The sequence below is a fragment of the Microbacterium sp. ZW T5_45 genome, from assembly GCF_044987415.1.
Lineage (GTDB): Bacteria > Actinomycetota > Actinomycetes > Actinomycetales > Microbacteriaceae > Microbacterium.
In genome coordinates this window covers 100,794-118,292 of record NZ_JBJDRJ010000006.1, presented here as the reverse complement: position 1 = coordinate 118,292, position 17,499 = coordinate 100,794, and the positions used below count along the sequence as shown (strand labels likewise).

The 17,499-nt window shown below is 66.0% G+C and carries 14 protein-coding genes; 4 read left to right on the top strand and 10 right to left on the bottom strand.

Annotated elements, in window-relative coordinates; translation table 11 throughout:
* Window positions 1–18: 18 nt before the first annotated feature.
* From ACI3KS_RS04675 to ACI3KS_RS04665, 3 genes are all read left to right on the top strand, one after another.
* Window positions 19–1,092: a ubiquinol-cytochrome c reductase iron-sulfur subunit gene (locus tag ACI3KS_RS04675; protein ID WP_404915704.1), complete on the top strand. Its 1,074-nt coding sequence runs from the start codon at window positions 19–21 to the stop codon at window positions 1,090–1,092.
* Window positions 1,089–2,906 carry a cytochrome bc complex cytochrome b subunit gene (locus tag ACI3KS_RS04670; RefSeq protein ID WP_404915702.1) on the top strand — a complete coding sequence of 606 codons (1,818 nt, stop codon included), beginning with the start codon at window positions 1,089–1,091 and terminating at the stop codon, window positions 2,904–2,906. The genes ACI3KS_RS04675 and ACI3KS_RS04670 overlap by 4 nt, the downstream gene beginning before the upstream one ends.
* A 321-nt stretch (window positions 2,907–3,227) precedes the next feature.
* Complete coding sequence (locus ACI3KS_RS04665; protein WP_404915700.1) at window positions 3,228–3,647, top strand: rhodanese-like domain-containing protein; 420 nt, start codon at window positions 3,228–3,230, stop codon at window positions 3,645–3,647.
* 254 nt (window positions 3,648–3,901) lie between these two features.
* Here the strand turns inward: ACI3KS_RS04665 and ACI3KS_RS04660 are convergent, their stop codons facing one another.
* The 5 genes from ACI3KS_RS04660 to ACI3KS_RS04640 all read right to left on the bottom strand — a co-directional run bounded on the left by ACI3KS_RS04660 (window position 3,902) and on the right by ACI3KS_RS04640 (window position 8,915).
* The gene (locus tag ACI3KS_RS04660) at window positions 3,902–4,336 is read right to left on the bottom strand and encodes a cytochrome c oxidase subunit 4 (RefSeq protein ID WP_404915698.1); all 435 of its coding nucleotides are present in this window, start codon (window positions 4,334–4,336) and stop codon (window positions 3,902–3,904) included.
* A 3-nt stretch (window positions 4,337–4,339) separates the two neighbouring features.
* Window positions 4,340–6,070, bottom strand: a complete 1,731-nt coding sequence (ctaD, locus tag ACI3KS_RS04655; protein ID WP_404915696.1) for a cytochrome c oxidase subunit I — start codon at window positions 6,068–6,070, stop codon at window positions 4,340–4,342.
* 3 nt (window positions 6,071–6,073) lie between these two features.
* Window positions 6,074–6,976: a cytochrome c oxidase subunit II gene (gene coxB, locus ACI3KS_RS04650; RefSeq protein WP_404915694.1), complete on the bottom strand. Its 903-nt coding sequence runs from the start codon at window positions 6,974–6,976 to the stop codon at window positions 6,074–6,076.
* 97 nt (window positions 6,977–7,073) lie between these two features.
* Entirely contained in the window at window positions 7,074–7,436 is a 363-nt protein-coding gene (gene erpA / locus ACI3KS_RS04645) for an iron-sulfur cluster insertion protein ErpA (protein ID WP_404915692.1), read from the bottom strand.
* A gap of 75 nt (window positions 7,437–7,511) precedes the next feature.
* Entirely contained in the window at window positions 7,512–8,915 is a 1,404-nt protein-coding gene (locus tag ACI3KS_RS04640; RefSeq protein WP_404915690.1) for a dipeptidase, read from the bottom strand.
* A 46-nt stretch (window positions 8,916–8,961) separates the two neighbouring features.
* On the opposite strand from ACI3KS_RS04640, the gene ACI3KS_RS04635 reads away from it, so the two are divergent.
* Window positions 8,962–9,531, top strand: coding sequence for a DUF3043 domain-containing protein (locus tag ACI3KS_RS04635; RefSeq protein WP_404915688.1), 570 nt, complete (start codon window positions 8,962–8,964; stop codon window positions 9,529–9,531).
* Between the two features lie 72 nt (window positions 9,532–9,603).
* Here ACI3KS_RS04635 and ACI3KS_RS04630 read toward each other — a convergent pair whose 3' ends face one another.
* The 5 genes from ACI3KS_RS04630 to dnaE all read right to left on the bottom strand — a co-directional run bounded on the left by ACI3KS_RS04630 (window position 9,604) and on the right by dnaE (window position 17,480).
* Window positions 9,604–10,626, bottom strand: a complete 1,023-nt coding sequence (locus ACI3KS_RS04630; RefSeq protein ID WP_404915686.1) for a quinone-dependent dihydroorotate dehydrogenase — start codon at window positions 10,624–10,626, stop codon at window positions 9,604–9,606.
* Between the two features lie 23 nt (window positions 10,627–10,649).
* Window positions 10,650–11,108: a transcriptional regulator NrdR gene (gene nrdR / locus ACI3KS_RS04625; protein ID WP_404915684.1), complete on the bottom strand. Its 459-nt coding sequence runs from the start codon at window positions 11,106–11,108 to the stop codon at window positions 10,650–10,652.
* Between the two features lie 9 nt (window positions 11,109–11,117).
* Window positions 11,118–12,422 carry a histidinol dehydrogenase gene (gene hisD / locus ACI3KS_RS04620; protein ID WP_404915682.1) on the bottom strand — a complete coding sequence of 435 codons (1,305 nt, stop codon included), beginning with the start codon at window positions 12,420–12,422 and terminating at the stop codon, window positions 11,118–11,120.
* A 2-nt stretch (window positions 12,423–12,424) separates the two neighbouring features.
* A complete protein-coding gene (locus tag ACI3KS_RS04615; protein WP_404915680.1) occupies window positions 12,425–13,894 on the bottom strand; it encodes a hypothetical protein in 1,470 nt (489 codons plus the stop codon).
* A gap of 67 nt (window positions 13,895–13,961) precedes the next feature.
* On the bottom strand, window positions 13,962–17,480 hold the full coding sequence (dnaE, locus tag ACI3KS_RS04610) for a DNA polymerase III subunit alpha (protein ID WP_404915678.1): 3,519 nt from the start codon (window positions 17,478–17,480) through the stop codon (window positions 13,962–13,964).
* Window positions 17,481–17,499: the final 19 nt, after the last annotated feature.

Genomic DNA, 17,499 nt, shown 5'->3' with positions numbered 1-17,499 from the left:
GAACGTACGAGGAGCACCATGGCACACGACGACGACTCGCAGGCCCTCGAGGCCTACCAGCCCTCCCCAGGGCTGGGCGTCGCAGTCAGCGACCCCGCACAGAACCCGGGGTTGCCGCCGCACCGTGAGCGGATGACCGACAAGGACCCGCGCGCGGAGAAGGCGGCCGCGCGCACGGTCTACACGCTGTTCTACCTGTCGCTCGCCGGAAGCATCTGGGCGGTCGCCGCCTACATGCTGTTCCCGATCGAGAGCGGCGCTCTCATCGACATCCGTCAGAACAACCTCTTCATCGGCCTGGGAATCGCACTCGCGCTCCTCGCCCTCGGCATCGGAGCGATCCACTGGTCGAAGGCGCTGATGAGCGACAAGGAGCACATCGAGTTCCGCCACCCGACGCGTGGATCCGAGCCCACGCGTGCAGCCGTCATCAAGGCATTCGAAGCCGCCAACGAGGAGTCCGGCTTCGGACGACGCACGATGATCCGCAACTCGCTGTTCGCAGCGATCGTCGCGTCGATCATCCCGGGTGTGACCCTCTTCCGGGGCCTCGCCCCGCACTCCACGCCGGAGGACCCCACCGCGGGTGACCCCGTCGTCCTGCTCAAGCAGACGATGTGGGAGAAGGGCTCGCGTCTCGTTCGGGATCCGGATGGAACACCCATCCGCGCCGCGGAGGTCACGCTGGGCTCGGCCTTCCACGTCATCCCCGAGGAGCTCGCAGAGCTGAGCCACCATGACGGCTACCTCGAGGAGAAGGCCAAGGCCATCGTCCTCATGATGCGCCTGCGCCCCGAGCAGCTCATCGAGTCCGAGGAGCGCAAGGACTGGTCGTACGACGGCATCGTCGCATACTCCAAGGTCTGCACGCACGTCGGCTGCCCTGTCGCCCTGTACGAGCAGCAGACGCACCATCTCCTCTGCCCCTGCCACCAGTCGCAGTTCGACGTCACGGATCACGCCAAGGTCATCTTCGGCCCGGCCGCGCGTCCGCTGCCTCAGCTGCCCATCACCGTCGACGACGAGGGTTACCTCGTCGCACGAAGTGACTTCACCGAGCCCGTCGGCCCGAGCTTCTGGGAGCGCCATTGAGCACCGCAACGCTGTCCAAGGACGAGAAGGACACCAAGGCACCACTCGGTGGTCGCTTCGTCGGTGCCGCGTCGAACTACATTGACGAGCGCACGAGCATCTCGGGTTTCGTCAAGGAGCTCGGTCGCAAGATCTTCCCCGACCACTGGTCCTTCATGCTCGGCGAGATCGCTCTGTGGAGCTTCGTCGCCGTGTTCCTGTCGGGAACCTTCCTGACGTTCTTCTTCCAGGCCTCCATGGTCGAGACGCACTACACCGGTGCGTATGCGCCGATGCGCGGCATCGAGATGTCCGCAGCGCTCGAGTCTTCGCTGCACATCTCGTTCGACCTCCGCGGTGGTCTTCTGGTCCGCCAGATCCATCACTGGGCCGCGCTGGTCTTCGTCGCCGGCATCGGCGTGCACATGCTGCGCGTCTTCTTCACGGGCGCCTTCCGCAAGCCGCGCGAGCTCAACTGGGTGATCGGCTTCGTCCTGTTCATCCTCGCGATGGCCGAGGGCTTCACCGGCTACTCGCTGCCTGACGACCTGCTCTCGGGCAACGGTCTCCGCATCATCGACGGCATGATCAAGGGCTTCCCGCTGGTCGGTACCTGGATCTCGTTCCTCCTCTTCGGCGGCGAGTTCCCCGGTACCGCGATCGTCGGGCGCCTCTACACGCTGCACATCCTGTTGCTGCCGCTGCTCGTCATCGGTCTGATCGTCGTGCACCTGATGCTGATGATCGTCAACAAGCACACGCAGTTCGCCGGCCCCGGCCGCACGAACGAGAACGTCGTGGGCTACCCGATGATGCCGGTGTACATGTCCAAGATGGGCGGTTACCTGTTCATCGTCTTCGGCACGATCGTCCTGATCGCGACGTTCTTCCAGATCAACCCGATCTGGAACTACGGTCCGTACGACCCCTCCCCCGTCTCGGCGGGTACGCAGCCCGACTGGTACATCGGGTTCGCCGACGGCGCTCTCCGACTCGCACCGTCGAACCTCGATGTCGTGTTCCTGAACCACACCTGGTCGTTCGGCATCCTGTTGCCGGTGATCGTCCTCGGGCTGTTCATCGTGCTCGTCGCGATCTACCCCTTCATCGAGGCGTGGATCACGGGCGACAAGCGCGAGCACCACATCGCTCAGCGCCCCCGCAACGCAGCGACCCGCACCGGAATCGGTGTGGCCGGTGTGATCTTCTACGCCGTCCTCTGGGCCGCAGCATCGTCCGACCTCATCGCGACGCACTTCATGCTCACGATGGAGGGAGTGATCCACACTCTGCAGGCGCTGCTCTTCCTGGGTCCGATCCTCGGCTACTTCGTCGCGAAGCGCATCGCGATCGCTCTGCAGAAGAAGGACCGCGAGATCGTTCTGCACGGCTACGAGTCGGGGCGCATCGTCCGCCTTCCCGGTGGCGAGTTCATCGAGGTGCACCAGCCGGTCGACACGTACGACCGTTGGAAGCTCATCGACGTCGACGGCTACGAGCCCCTTGTCGTGCGTCCGAACGACAAGGGCCGCATCCCGTGGACGCAGAACCTTCGCTCGTCGCTCTCCCGGTGGTTCTTCGAAGATCGCCTGTCGCCGCTCACGCAGGCCGAGATCGAAGAGGCGGATGCTCACCAGCACCACGTCACCGCTCACGCCGATGAGGCGGAGGCGGCCGAGATCCAGGGCGCTCATGAGCGCGCCGGATTCCCGGATGCTCCGCTGGAGCCGGCTGAGGAGACTCACGTCGACGAGACGCCGAACACGCCGAGCACGGTGATCGCCACCGAGCCGACGAAGAAGCCTCGTAAGAAGTCGGAGAAGGACGGCGAGTAAGCCTTCCCCTCCTCCCAGGGCCCTGCCGCATGTCGGCAGGGCCCTTCTTCTTTGCCAGGTCTCATCTGACCCTCGGAGACGGGTCCCCTGTCCGAGCCGAGGGTCGTCCACAGCTGCACACACACGACCTCGCGCAGGAGCGCCTGCCGTGCGCAGGTGATCTGCACTCGGGAGGTTCTCTAAGAGCATCCGCCCCTCCCCTCCGCAGATCTCCTCCGCTGCGCACACTGTGAGAGGCGTACGCTCAACCTGGCCGGAAAGCGTGCCTGAACGGCCGCGTACATGCGGCGAGGCCGCTTGAGGCACAGCTACGCTGAACCCATGATCGACCGCATCGACTACTACTCCGCCAAGCTCGCCTACGAGACCGACGCCAGCGACGTGCATGCCGCCCGTACAGTCGGCGAGCACGTCTACTTGATCGACGTCCGCTCCGACGAGGCGTGGGCGCAGGGGCGAGTCGCCGGCGCCGTGCACATGCACTACAGCGAGATCGCCCGTCGAGCGCCAGAGGAGATCCCGACGGATGCCGCTGTCGTCGTGTACTGCTGGAGTCCTGGTTGCAACGCCGGCGCCAAGGGTGCGCTCGAGTTCGCGAAGCTCGGCTACGAGGTGCGCGAGATGATCGGCGGCTACGAGTACTGGGTTCGTGAGGGCTATCCGATCCAGGACGCCGACGGCATCCATCGACGTCCGGTGGACCCGACCACGGGCATACCTCGGATCCGCAGCCGCGCCTGAGTGTCTGCGTGCGCCAACCACGCCCGCGTATGCGCCTCGCTTAGCCTGCCGGCGGTTCTCGGTTCTCGGTTCTCGGTTCTCGTTCCACTTTGGGGGCCGACACGCCAGCTGACGGGTGTTTTCCGCGAAAGCGTCCTGACGTTGGCGTGTCGGCCCCCGAAGTGTACGGCGAGACAAGCCGACAACAGCCACTTCACACGCGCACGACGAAGGCCCCCGGAATGATCCGGGGGCCTTCGTCAGTCAGCAGGGAGTCAGCGGGCGAAGTTACCGCGGTAGTACTCGTAGACCCAGCCGATGATCGCCACGACGAAGATCGCGAGGCCGATCGGCAACAGGAAGTGTCCGACGGCCAGGCCGACGATGAACACCGCAGCGGAGCCTGCGAGCACGAGCGGCCACCACGACCACGGGCTGAACTCACCGAGCTCGGGATCACCGTCGTCGATGTCGCTGGTCAGGATGTCCTCGGGAAGCTCCCCACCCTGCGCGTGGTGGGTGCGATCGAGGTAGAACGCCACCATCGCTCCCATGAACGCAGCGAAGAAGAGAGCCGTCGTACCGACCCACTCGATGCGCTCGGCGAAATTGTCCGCCGGTGTGGCGATGATGTGCCACCCCGTGTAGACGACGCCGATGAGGGCGAAGAACGCGGTCAGGACCCACCAGAGGATGACGTTGTCGCGCATGGCTCAGTGCACCTCTCGCTCGCCGGCCGCAACCGGGATGTCGGATGCCTCCGGGTGGTTCAGGTCGAACGCGGGACGCTCGCTGCGGATGCGCGGGATCGACGTGAAGTTGTGGCGCGGCGGCGGGCACGATGTCGCCCACTCGAGCGAGCCACCGTAACCCCACGGGTCGTTGACCGTGACCTTCGGGGCCTTGCGCGCCGTGATCCACACGTTCAAGAAGAACGGCAGCATCGAGGCGCCCAGGATGATGGCACCGATGGTCGATACCTGGTTCTGCCACGTCCAGTTGTCGAACGCCGAGTAGTCCGCGTACCGACGGGGCATGCCGTCGACACCCAGCCAGTGCTGGATGAGGAAGGTCATGTGGAAGCCGATGAACAGCATCCAGAAGTGGATGTAGCCGAGTCGCTCGTTGAGCATCCGTCCGGTCCACTTCGGCCACCAGAAGTAGAAGCCGGCGAACATCGCGAAGACGACGGTTCCGAACACCACGTAGTGGAAGTGCGCGACGACGAAGTACGAGTCGGAGAGCGCGAAGTCGAGCGGCGGGGCTGCGAGGATGACCCCGGTCAGACCGCCGAAGACGAACGACACGAGGAATCCGAGTGCGAACACCATCGGGGTCTCGAACGTCACGGATCCTCGCCAGAGCGTGCCGATCCAGTTGAAGATCTTCACACCCGTCGGCACGGCGATGAGCATGGTCATCACCGCGAAGAACGGCAGCAGCACGGAGCCGGTGACGTACATGTGGTGTGCCCACACAGCCACGGAGAGCGCGGCGATCGCGATGGTCGCGTAGACGAGGGTCTTGTAGCCGAAGATCGGCTTACGACTGAACACCGGGAAGATCTCGGAGACGATGCCGAAGAACGGCAGCGCGATGATGTAGACCTCGGGGTGACCGAAGAACCAGAACAGGTGCTGCCAGAGCAGGACTCCACCGTTGGCCGGGTCGTAGATGTGAGCACCCAGAACACGGTCCGCGCCGGCGGCGAAGATGGCAGCTGCGAGAACCGGGAACGCCATGAGGATGAGGAGGCTCGTGATCAGCGTGTTCCAGCTGAAGATCGGCATCCGCCACATCGTCATACCCGGGGCACGCATCGTGATGATCGTCGTGATGAAGTTCACGGCACCGAGGATCGTGCCGAATCCGGAGATTCCGAGTCCCAGCATCCACAGGTTTCCACCCGCACCCGGTGAGAACGTCGCGCTCGCGAGCGGCTGGTACGCGAACCATCCGAACGAGGCCGCGCCCTGCGGGGTGAGGAAGCCGGCGACGGCGATCGTCGATCCGAAGAGGAACAGCCAGAAGGCGAAGGCGTTCAGACGCGGGAACGCGACGTCGGGAGCGCCGATCTGCAGCGGCAGGATCGCGTTGGCGAATCCGGCGAACAGCGGCGTCGCGAACATCAGCAGCATGATCGTGCCGTGCATCGTGAACAGCTGGTTGTACTGCTCCTTCGTCGGGATGATCTGCATGCCCGGCGCGAACAGCTCGGCACGGATGACGAGAGCCATCACACCGCCGAGGAGGAAGAAGATCACCGAGGCGATCAGATACATGTATCCGATCGTCTTGTGGTCGGTGGACGTGATCCACTTGACGACGATGTTGCCCTTCTGCTCGACGCGCGAGGAGCTCAGCAGAGCAGCCTGACGCGGAGGCAGAGTGGTGGGACGGGAGCGAGGGGCCTCGTCGGTGCGGGGTGCTTCTGTGGTCGACATGGCTTACTCCTCTCCTTCCTCGGTGCCGGTCGTCCCGGTCTTCCCGGGATAGTTCGACAGACGGTCGTAGGCGTCGGTGATGTCGCCCGTGTTGCCTTCTTCCTTGAGCGTCTCAAGGTAGGCGTCGTACTCGGACTGCGAGACGACCTTGACGTTGAAGAGCATCATCGAGTGGTACTCGCCGCAGAGCTCGGCGCACTTGCCCTGATACGTACCCTCACGTGTGGGGATGAACGACCAGGAGTTGTCCCGTCCGATGAACATGTCCTTCTTGTAGAGGAAGTCGATGATCCAGAACGAGTGGATGACGTCGCGCGACTGAAGGTCGATCGTGACCTTCTTGTCGACGGGGAGGACGAGCGTCGGGAGCGCGTCCTGATCGATGTTTCCTGCGGCATCGGGCTGGGCCTGGATGCCCATGGTCCAGACGGCGTCGGAGTTGTCCTCTTCTTCGCCGTCGTACTGGAAGTCCCACGCCCACTGCTTTGCGATCGCGGTGATCTCGACGTCGGGGTCGTCCCACTTCGCCTCGATCTCGGCCTGATCACGAGCGGTGAAGAAGAACATCCCGACCACGAGGATGAGCGGCACGATCGTATAGAAGATCTCGATCGGCATGTTGTAGCGCATCTGCACCGGGAGGCCGGTCTGGCCCTTGCGACGACGGTAGGCGATCGCGGCCCAGGCCATGAGACCCCAGGTGATGATGCCGACGGCCAGCAGAACGATCCACGAATTCACCCAGAGCGACGAGACGCGCTCGGTCTGGTTCGTGGCTGCTGGTCCGTCTTCCACGAAGCCGGGGAGATACCCGTTCAGCTCGGTGGTGGTACATCCAGCCAGGGCCACGGCCGTCACCACTCCCAGAGGAAGAGCGACCCAACGAAGGCTGCGTTTCGAGGGCACGATGCACCTTTCAGATTGCGGACAGGGCACACCCAAGTCTAGGGCAACCTCACACCCGATTCATGCCAACCACGCAGGTTGACCGGGGGTCTGCGGCTCAGTGGAAGCTGTCGCCGCAAGCGCAGCTGCCAGCCGCGTTGGGGTTGTCGATCGTGAAGCCCTGCTCGGAGATCGTGTCCTTGAAGTCGATGGATGCCCCGTCGAGATAGGGGACGCTCATGTTGTCGATGATGACCTCGACTCCGTCGAAATCGACGGTCTCGTCACCCTCGAGGTAGCGCTCGTCGAAGTACAGCTGGTAGATCAGACCCGAGCAACCTCCAGGCTGGACGGCGACGCGCAGACGAAGGTCGTCACGACCCTCCTGCTCGAGCAGGTTCTTGACCTTGGTCGCCGCCGCGCTGGTCAGGCTGACGCCGTGGGCACGGGTGGTGTCGGGGGTGAGGATGGTGTCGCTCATGTCGCTCCTTGGGACGGGCCGCGCTCGCACGGCGGGTACTTGGATTTTACCCTCCGGTTCCGACGGAGGGCCGGATCACGCCGTGAGGTCGTTCATGCGCGACAGGAGCAGAGCCTCTGTCGCCACGGCGTGGCGGAACGTGTCCAGATGCAGTGACTCGTTCGGGCTGTGCGCACGCGAGTGCGGGTCCTCGACGCCGGTCACGAGGATCTGGGCCTCCGGGAACTCGCGGACGAGATCGGCGATGAACGGGATCGAGCCCCCGACGCCCAGGTCGACCGGCGCGACACCGTAGCCGTCGCGCATCGCGTCACGGGTGAGAGACACCGCCCAGCCGCTGGTGTCGACGAGGAAGCCGTTGCCGAGGTCGACGTCCGAGAAGGTGAGGTCCGCACCGAAAGGTGCGTGGGCGCGCAGGTGCGACTCGAGGGCCGCGTAGGCGTCCTCGGCGCGCTGGCCCGGTGCGACACGGGCGCTGATGACGACCGTGGTCTCGGGAAGCAGGGTGTTGGATGCGGCTTCGACACTGGTCGCATCGATGCCGATGACCGTCACGGAGGGCTTGTTCCAGATCCGGCTGAGGATGCTGCCGTCGCCGATCGGGGACGTGCCGGGCAGCAGACCGGCCTCGTCGCGCAGGGTGGCCTCGGTGTACCCCGGGGTCTCCGCGTCCCGAGCGATGAGTCCCTCGACGGCGACCGACCCATCGTCGTTCCACAGCGTCGACAGCAGGCGAACGGTCGCCATCATCGCATCGGGCACCGCTCCCCCGAACATGCCGGAGTGCGAAGCGTGCTCGAGCGTGCGCACGCGCAGCGTGAAGCGGGCGTTACCCCGCAACGAGACCGTGAGTCCCGGAGTGACCGAGTCCCAGTTGCCGGAGTCGGCGACGACGATCGCGTCGGCGCGCAGTGCCTCCTTGTTGTCGGCGAGGAACTGCGCGAAGGAACGGGAGCCGTACTCCTCTTCTCCCTCGATGAACATCGCGATGCCGAGATCGAGGTCGTCACCGATGACATCCGCGACAGCACGGATGGAGGCGATGTGCGCCATGATCCCCGCTTTGTCGTCCGCTGCCCCGCGTCCGTAGAGACGTCCGTCCCGCACGGTCGGTTCGAACGGCGGCGTCTCCCAGAGCGCGTCATCGCCCTGAGGCTGCACGTCATGGTGCGCGTAGAGCAGAATCGTCGGCTTTCCGTTGCGGGCGGCGCGCGTGGCGAGCACCGCCGGCTGCCCGTGCTCCTCCGTTCCGGGGATCGCCGCGCGCAGCACCCGCACATCGTCGAACACCCCGGTGTCGCGAGCGAGTTCGGCGACGGCATCCGCGCTGCGCTCCAGCTGCGTCTGATCGAACGCCGGCCATGCGATACCGGGAATGCGCACGAGCGCGCCGAGATCGTTGAGCGCCGCCGGGATGCCGGTCGCCACGCTCTCGAGAACCGCGGAGTCGTGGGCGCTGGCAGGTGCTGAAGAGGTCATGCGAGTAATCTTAAGGTGATCCACCGAATGTGAACCGAGGAACCTCGTGCCCAAGAACCCCGTCTCCCCTCCGACGAACGACGACGCTCCGGAGACGCCGACCTCCGGGAAGGGTCGCGCGACGCCGACCCGCGCCGAGCAGGAGGCCGCACGCCGACGCCCGCTCGTCGCCAACACCAAGGAGGCGAAGGCAGCGGCGCGCGCCGAGCTGAACGAGCGCCGCAATCGCGCGCAGGCCGGCCTCGCGGCCGGTGAGGAGAAGTACCTCCCCGCGCGCGACAAGGGCCCGCAGCGCCGTTGGGTGCGCGACTATGTGGATGCCGGGTGGCACCCGGCCGAGTTCGTGATGGGCATCATGGTGCTGGTCATCATCGCCTCGCTCGTGCCGATCACGGTCATCGCCTACTGGGCGTACCTCGTCATGCTCGGCTATCTGGTCATCTCGATCGGCGGCATGGTCCTCCTCGCCCAGCGCGTCAAGCGCAAAGCGGCGGCGAAGTTCGGCAAGGAGCGCCTCGAGCGCGGCCTCGGATGGTACGCCGCGATGCGCTCGCTGCAGATGCGCTTCATGCGCCTGCCCAAGCCTCAGGTCCGGCGCGGCGACTACCCTGCCTGATCCACCGACTCACGACGATGCCCCGTGCTCCTTGGAGCACGGGGCATCGTTCATGCTCGACGGTGATGGGGATCAGCGGCGGCGCAGGCCCCTGTTGATCTCCCGGCCCCAGAACGGACCGCGGTAGAGGAAGGCGGTGTATCCCTGGACGAGATCGGCTCCGGCCTGGAGACGCTCCTGCACGTCGGCGGGGGTCTCGACTCCTCCGACGGCGATGACGCAGAACTCCTCGGGCACGGCCGCCCGCACGACACGCAGCACCTGCAGGGAACGCTCCTTGAGGGGAGCGCCGGAGAGTCCGCCCGCCCCCATCGCCTCGACCTCGGTGGAGTCTGTGAGCAGGCCCTCTCGGGAGATCGTCGTGTTGTTCGCGATGATGCCGTCGAGTCCTTCGGCGACGGCGAGCTGAGCGATCGCGGTGATCTCCTCGTCCGGCAGGTCGGGAGCGATCTTGACCAGCAGCGGAGTGCCGGCTGAGGCCTCCTTCACCGCTCGCAGGAGCGGAGCGAGGGTCTCGACCGCCTGGAGGCCGCGGAGCCCCGGCGTGTTGGGCGAAGACACGTTGATGGCGAGGTAGTCGGCGAGCGGGGCGAGCTTCCTCGCGGACTCGACGTAATCGGCGGTCGCGTTCTCGACCTCCACGACCCGACTCTTGCCGATGTTGACGCCGATGATCGTGTTCGGGGCACCGCGTCGCAGCCGGGCGAGCCTTCGGGCAGCGGCATCCGCTCCCTTGTTGTTGAAGCCCATGCGATTGATGACGCCGCGGTCGGCGACGAGGCGGAAGAGACGAGGCCGGGGATTGCCGTCCTGCGGGATCGCGGTGATGGTGCCGACCTCGACGTGGCCGAAGCCGAGCGCCGCGAGCCCCCGGACGCCGACGGCGTTCTTGTCGAAGCCGGCGGCGATGCCGAACGGTGTCGGGAAGGTCAGTCCGAGAGCCTCGACCGCGAGGGACGGATCGGGCTTGGTGAACGCCGACGTCGCCCAGGAGAACGGCCTCGTCCCGAGCACACGGATCACCGCCATGCCGGCGTGATGGGCGAACTCGGGGTCGAAGCGCGTGAGAACGGCGCGGAAGAGCAGTGGATACATCACTGCCAGACTACTGGGCCGGACTACGCCTGCTCTGCGTGATCCGCTCGCAGGTCGCTGATCGCCGCGTCGAAGTCCTCGAGAGAGTCGAAAGCCTGGTAGACGCTCGCGAAACGGAGATACGCGACCTCGTCGAGATCACGGAGCGGCCCGAGGATCGCGAGACCGATCTCGTTCGCTTCGAGCTGGGACACTCCGGTCTGGCGCACAGCCTCTTCCACGCGCTGCGCGAGGATCGCGAGGTCGGCCTCCGTGACGGGGCGACCCTGGCAGGCCTTCCGCACTCCCGCGATGACCTTGTCGCGGCTGAACGGCTCCATCACGCCGGATCGCTTGATCACGTTCAGGCTCGCCGTCTCAGTGGTGGTGAAGCGTCCGCCGCACTCGGGGCACTGACGGCGTCGACGGATGGACAGGCCGTCGTCGCTGGTGCGCGAGTCGATGACGCGCGAGTCCGGGTGGCGGCAGAAAGGGCAGTGCACCTGAAGATCCTACGCCGAGAAGCGCGCCTCGATCGCCTCGCCGTGCGCGGGCAGCACCTCGCTCGCCGCGAGAGCGACCACACCGTCGCGGACGACGCGGAGCGCCTCGCGATCGTAAGAGATCACCTGCTGAGGGCGCAGGAACGTGTACGCACCGAGTCCGGGGGCGTACCTCGCCTGTCCCCCGGTGGGCAACACGTGGTTGCTGCCTGCCATGTAGTCGCCGAGGCTGACCGGAGTATGGTCGCCCACGAAGACGGCGCCAGCACTGGTGAAGGCGGATGCCGCATCCTCTGCGTCCTGGAGGTGGAGTTCGAGGTGTTCGGGCGCATAGGCGTTGCTGAAGGCTGTGGCCATCGCGCGATCGTCGACGAGGACGATCGCCGACTGCGGGCCGTCCAACGCCGCGTTCACACGTTCGGAGTGACGCGTCGCCGTCGCGAGGGCGGCCACGTGCGTCGCCACGCGTTCCGCGATCTCGACGGAGTCCGTCACGAGCACCGCTGAGGCCTGTTCGTCGTGCTCCGCCTGGCTCACGAGATCGGCAGCGATGAGGCGAGGATCTGCGTGAGCATCGGCCACCACGAGGATCTCGGTGGCACCGGCCTCGGAATCCGTGCCGACGATGCCGGCGACGGCGCGTTTCGCCGAGGCGACGTAGTTGTTGCCGGGGCCGGAGATCACATCCACCGGATCGAGCCCGATCGATGCGACGCCGTGGGCGAAGGCACCGATGGCACCGGCGCCGCCGATCGCGTAGACCTCGGTGATTCCGAGCAGACCTGCAGCCGCGAGGATCGTGGGGTGGATGCGGCCGTCCTGGTCGTGCTGCGCGGGCGACGCGAGCGCGATCTGTTCCACTCCCGCCACCTGTGCGGGGACGACGTTCATCACGACGCTGGACGGGTACACGGCCTTGCCGCCGGGGATGTACACCCCGACTCGGTGCACGGGCTGCCAGCGCTGGGTGATCCTCGCGCCGGGGCCGAGATCGGTCACCTGGGGCTCCGGCACCTGCGCGGCCGAGCCGATGCGCACGCGGCGGATGGCCTCTTCGAGCGCGGCTCGCACGTCCGGGTCGAGGCCCGCCAGCGCATCGTCGATGTGTGCGAGCGGAACGCGGATCGCGTGCCCGCTCACCCGGTCGAATCGTTCGGCCTGCTCGCGCAGAGCTTCCTCACCACGATCGCGGACGTCATCGACGATGCGCGAGGCGGTGTCGAGGGCCTCGGCGCGCGCCTGCGTGGCGCGGGGAACAGAGGCGAGCATGTCAGCGGGCGAGAGCTCGCGCCCCCGCAGGTCGATCGTGCGCACTGTCAGCCTCTCGTGATGTTCGTGATGTCGTGCAGGTAGCCGATGCGCCCATCGTCATGTCGGACGACGTAGGCCCCCCCGCGGTCCTCGATCACGAGCGTCCACGCGGACGGACCGATCCGGAACAGCACCTCGCCGCGCTCATCGTGCACGTCCCGTTCGGTGCCTGCGAGGATCCAGAAGGGCTGGGCGTCGAGGACGGCCTCACGAGGCCGCGTCGTCTCGACGTCGTTGTCCGGACCGCGGTGGCCCACGGCCGGCTCGGGATCCGGGTCGGGAGTCACGAGTTCGAGGATGCTGTCGGTGTCGTACGCGATCTCCTGGCCACGCGATCGACGCGAGTACGAGGGCGTGTAGTCCTCGTCGGCCGCGGCATCGCTGTTCCCGGTTCCGCCCCCGGAGGCATGCTCGGCCAGCCCGATCCGGGGCGCCAGGTCACCGCGCGCGAACTGGTCGGTGGTCTCGAGGTCGGAGAGCTCGACGTCGAGCTGCGGGAGCTGCCGTGTCTCAGAGTCCGCCATCGGGGCCGCGTCGTCCACGACGACGACAGGGACATCCTGCCCGACGGGCGGCGCTTCGATCTCGGGTGCCGACGCCTCAGGTTCGGACGGGTGCGCGACGTCGACCTGCTCCGGCGAAGACGAGGTCGCGCTCGGAACCGGCGCGTTCGATGAGGTGGCAGAACTCCGCTCGGTCGTCTGCCCGGCGACGGGGGGTGCGACCGACGTGGGGAAAGCAGAAGTGGGGAAGCCGGATGTGGGAACGACGGACGTGGCATCGGGATCGACGTCATCGATCGGCTGGGCCTGCGACCCGGCGGCGGCAGACGTACCGGGCTCGACCGCCACGCGCTCGGGCTGTGGCCGCGGGATCACCGGGCGAACGGGATTCGCGTTCCGGTGTGCGAGGGTGACGAGCCTCCCGTGGAAGTCCTCCTTGAGGCCGGGCACGATCGGCGCGAACACGGTGAAGACGACGAGGGCGAGCGAGAGCACCAGTTGGACCCACGGCACCCAGACGATCGCGTCGGAGCCGACGCCCAGGATCACGCTCACGTACTGCCACAGTTGCTGCGCCCACCAGATCGCCGCCACGGAGAACGTGACGGATGCGAACTGGTCGATGCCGAGGGATCCGACCCGGCGGATGCCGTCGGGCGAGAACCGGCGCAGGACGAGCAGGAAGACGGCTGCGGTCGGCGCTCCCACCGGAAGGATCCAGGAGATGCCCTGCTCCCACAGCGAGCCGGACCAGCCGAGGGGGAAGAACGAGACGATGAACAGGAGCGCCCACGCGCCGACGATGAGCAGCTCCCGCAGGGTGAACCCGAGGATGCCGTACTCCGGCGTGACCTCGTCGTCGTACAGCACACCATCGTCGATGTACTCGGCATCGGTGTCCTCGATGTCGGAGTCCTCAGCGTCAGTGTCCACGAAGTCGGGATCGGTGTTCTCTGGCAGCTCGGTGCTCATCGGTCTTCCTTTCGTCACGGCACGCGGAGGGGGGATCGCGTGCTTAACGCCCTGCGATAGTACCTGGTCAACCCAGACAGGAAGGTCCGAGGAGTGACTTGAGGTCACCGAACAGATCTGCGGACACCTTCACCGGCATGGGCACGTCGAACACCTTCGCTGTGCCTCCTCGGTACACGCGGAGCACGACCTCGGTGTCTCCCCTGTGGCGGCGCAAGATCTCCGCGAGATCGTTCATGGCGCGCTCGGTGGCCCTCTGCTCCGCGAGGACCAACGCGAGCGGCCCGGCGGCATCGAAGGAGCCGACGTCCGGAGAGAATGCGGACTGCGCATGGATGTTCAGTCCGTCGTCGCGCCGTGACACCCGCCCCCGGACGGCGAGGATCGAGTCCTGTTGCAGGATGTGCTGGAACTCGGTGTAGGTCTTCCCCATGAACATCACGGTGACCTCACCGTTGAAGTCCTCGACCGTGATCATGCCGTACGGGTTGCCACTCGCCTTGGCGACGCGGTGCTGCACGCTCGTCACGAGTCCGGCGACGGTGACCTGGTCGCCGTCCTGGATGTCCTCGGAGTTGTTGAGGTTGTGGATCGAGATCGACGCGTGCTTCGCGAGCGGTACTTCAAGGCCGGCGAGCGGGTGGTCCGAGACGTAGAGCCCGAGCATCTCGCGTTCGAATGCGAGCTTGTCCTTCTTCACCCACTCCGGTCGCTCGGGCACCTTGGCCGGGGCCGCCTCTTCCATGTCGTCGTAGAGGCTGTCGAAGTCGAAACCGATCGCTCCCTGGGCCTCGTTGCGCTTGCGGTCCACCGCTGCTTCCACGGCATCCTCGTGGATCTCCATCAGCGCGCGCCGGGAGTCTCCCATGGAGTCGAACGCACCGGCCTTGATCAGGGATTCCACGGTGCGCTTGTTCGAGACGTGCAGCGGCACCTTGTCGAGGAAGTGATGGAACGACGTGAAGCGCTCGTTCTTGCGCGCCGCGACGATTCCGTCGACGACGTTGCTGCCGACGTTGCGCACGGCACCGAGACCGAAACGGATGTCGTCGCCGACGGCCGCGAAGAAGTTGATCGATTCGGAGACGTCGGGCGGGAGCACCTTGATGCCCATGCGACGGCACTCGTTCAGGTACAGCGCCATCTTGTCCTTGGAGTCGCCGACGCTGGTGAGCAGCGCGGCCATGTACTCGGCGGGATAGTGCGCCTTGAGATACGCGGTCCAGTACGACACGAGACCGTACGCGGCCGAATGGGCTTTGTTGAAGGCGTAGTCGGAGAACGGGAGCAGGATGTCCCACAGCGCCTTGATGGCACCCTCGCCGAAGCCGCGCTCGACCATGCCGTCGTGGAAGCCCTCGTACTGCTTGTCGAGCTCGGACTTCTTCTTCTTTCCCATCGCGCGGCGGAGGATGTCGGCCTGACCGAGGGAGAACCCGGCCACCTTCTGCGCGATCGCCATGACCTGCTCCTGATAGATGATCAGGCCGTAGCTGATGTCGAGGATGTCCTTGAGCGGCTCTTCGAGCTCGGGATGGATCGGGGTGACCGGCTGGAGGCCGTTCTTGCGCAGCGCGTAGTTGGTGTGCGAGTTCGCGCCCATGGGCCCCGGGCGGTAGAGCGCGATGACGGCCGAGACGTCTTCGAAGTTGTCCGGCTTCATCAGACGAAGCAGTGAGCGCATGGGTCCGCCATCGAGCTGGAACACGCCGAGCGTGTCGCCGCGGGTGAGCAGTTCGTAGGCCGCCTTGTCGTCGAGGGCCAGGTGCTCGAGGTCGAGCTCCTCTCCCCTGTTCATGCGGATGTTGTCGAGAGCATCCGAGATGATCGTCAGGTTTCGCAGGCCCAGGAAGTCCATCTTGATCAGCCCGAGCGTCTCGCACGACGGATAGTCGAACTGAGTGACGATCTGGCCGTCCTGCTCACGGCGCATGATCGGGATGATGTCGAGCAGCGGCTCGGACGACATGATGACGCCGGCGGCGTGGACACCCCACTGACGCTTCAGGCCCTCGAGTCCGAGCGCACGGTCGAACACCGTCTTGGCCTCGGGATCGGTCTCGATGAGCGCACGGAACTCACTGGCCTCCTTGAAGCGCTTGTGCTCGGAGTCGAACATGCCGCCGAGTTCCATGTCCTTGCCCATGACGGGCGGCGGCATGGCCTTCGTGAGACGCTCGCCCATGCTGAAAGGGAAGCCGAGGACGCGGCCGGCATCCTTCAGCGCCTGCTTGGACTTGATCGTCCCGTAGGTGACGATCTGCGCGACGCGCTCGGAGCCGTACTTCTCGGTCACGTACTCGATGACCTCGCCGCGGCGACGGTCATCGAAGTCGACGTCGAAGTCGGGCATCGACACGCGATCGGGGTTGAGGAAGCGTTCGAAGATGAGGCCGTGCTCGAGCGGGTCGAGGTCGGTGATCTTCATGGCGTAGGCGACCATCGACCCTGCACCGGAACCACGCCCCGGACCGACGCGGATGCCGTTGTCCTTCGCCCAGTTGATGAAGTCGGCGACGACGAGGAAGTAGCCGGGGAATCCCATCTGCAGGATGATGTCGGTCTCGTACTCCGCCTGCTTGCGGACCTTGTCGGGGATGCCACCCGGGTACCGGTAGTGCAGGCCGTTCTCGACCTCTTTGATCAGCCAGCTGTCCTCGGTCTCCCCGTCGGGGACGGGGAAGCGGGGCATGAAGTTGGCCGAGGTGTTGAACTCCACCTCGCAGCGCTCGGCGATGAGGAGCGTGTTGTCGCAGGCCTCCGGGTGGTCGCGGAACATCTGACGCATCTCGGCAGCGGTCTTGATGTAGTAGCCGTCGCCGTCGAACTTGAACCGGTTCGGGTCGTCGAGCGTGGAGCCGGACTGGACGCAGAGGAGCGCGGCGTGCGCGTCGGCCTCGTGCTGATGCGTGTAGTGGGAGTCGTTCGTCGCGACGAGCGGGATTCCCAGGTCCTTCGAGAGTCGCAGCAGATCGGTCATGACGCGGCGCTCGATGGAGAGGCCGTGGTCCATGATCTCGGCGAAGTAGTTCTCCTTGCCGAAGATGTCCTGGAACTCGGCTGCCGCAGCGCGCGCCGCTTCGTACTGTCCGAGTCGCAGCCGCGTCTGCACCTCGCCCGAGGGGCATCCGGTCGTCGCGATGAGCCCCTTGCCGTACGTCTGCAGCAATTCGCGGTCCATCCGCGGTTTGAAGTAGTAGCCCTCCATGCTCGACCGGGAGCTGAGGCGGAACAGGTTGTGCATGCCCTGCGTGCTCTGGCTCCACAGCGTCATGTGCGTGTAGGCGCCGGAACCGGAGACGTCGTCGCTCTTCTGGTCCGGCGACCCCCACTGCACGCGGGTCTTGTCGCTGCGGTGCGTTCCGGGGGTGACGTAGGCCTCGAGGCCGATGATCGGCTTGACACCGGCGTTCTGCGCCGCGCGATAGAACTCGAAGGCCGCGAAGGTGTTGCCGTGGTCCGTCACGGCGATCGCCGGCATGCCGTAATCGGCGGCTGCCTGAGTCATCGCGCTGATCTTCGCCGCTCCGTCGAGCATCGAATACTCGCTGTGCACGTGCAGGTGGACGAAGGAGTCGGATGCCATGGTTCGAGTCTACTTTCGG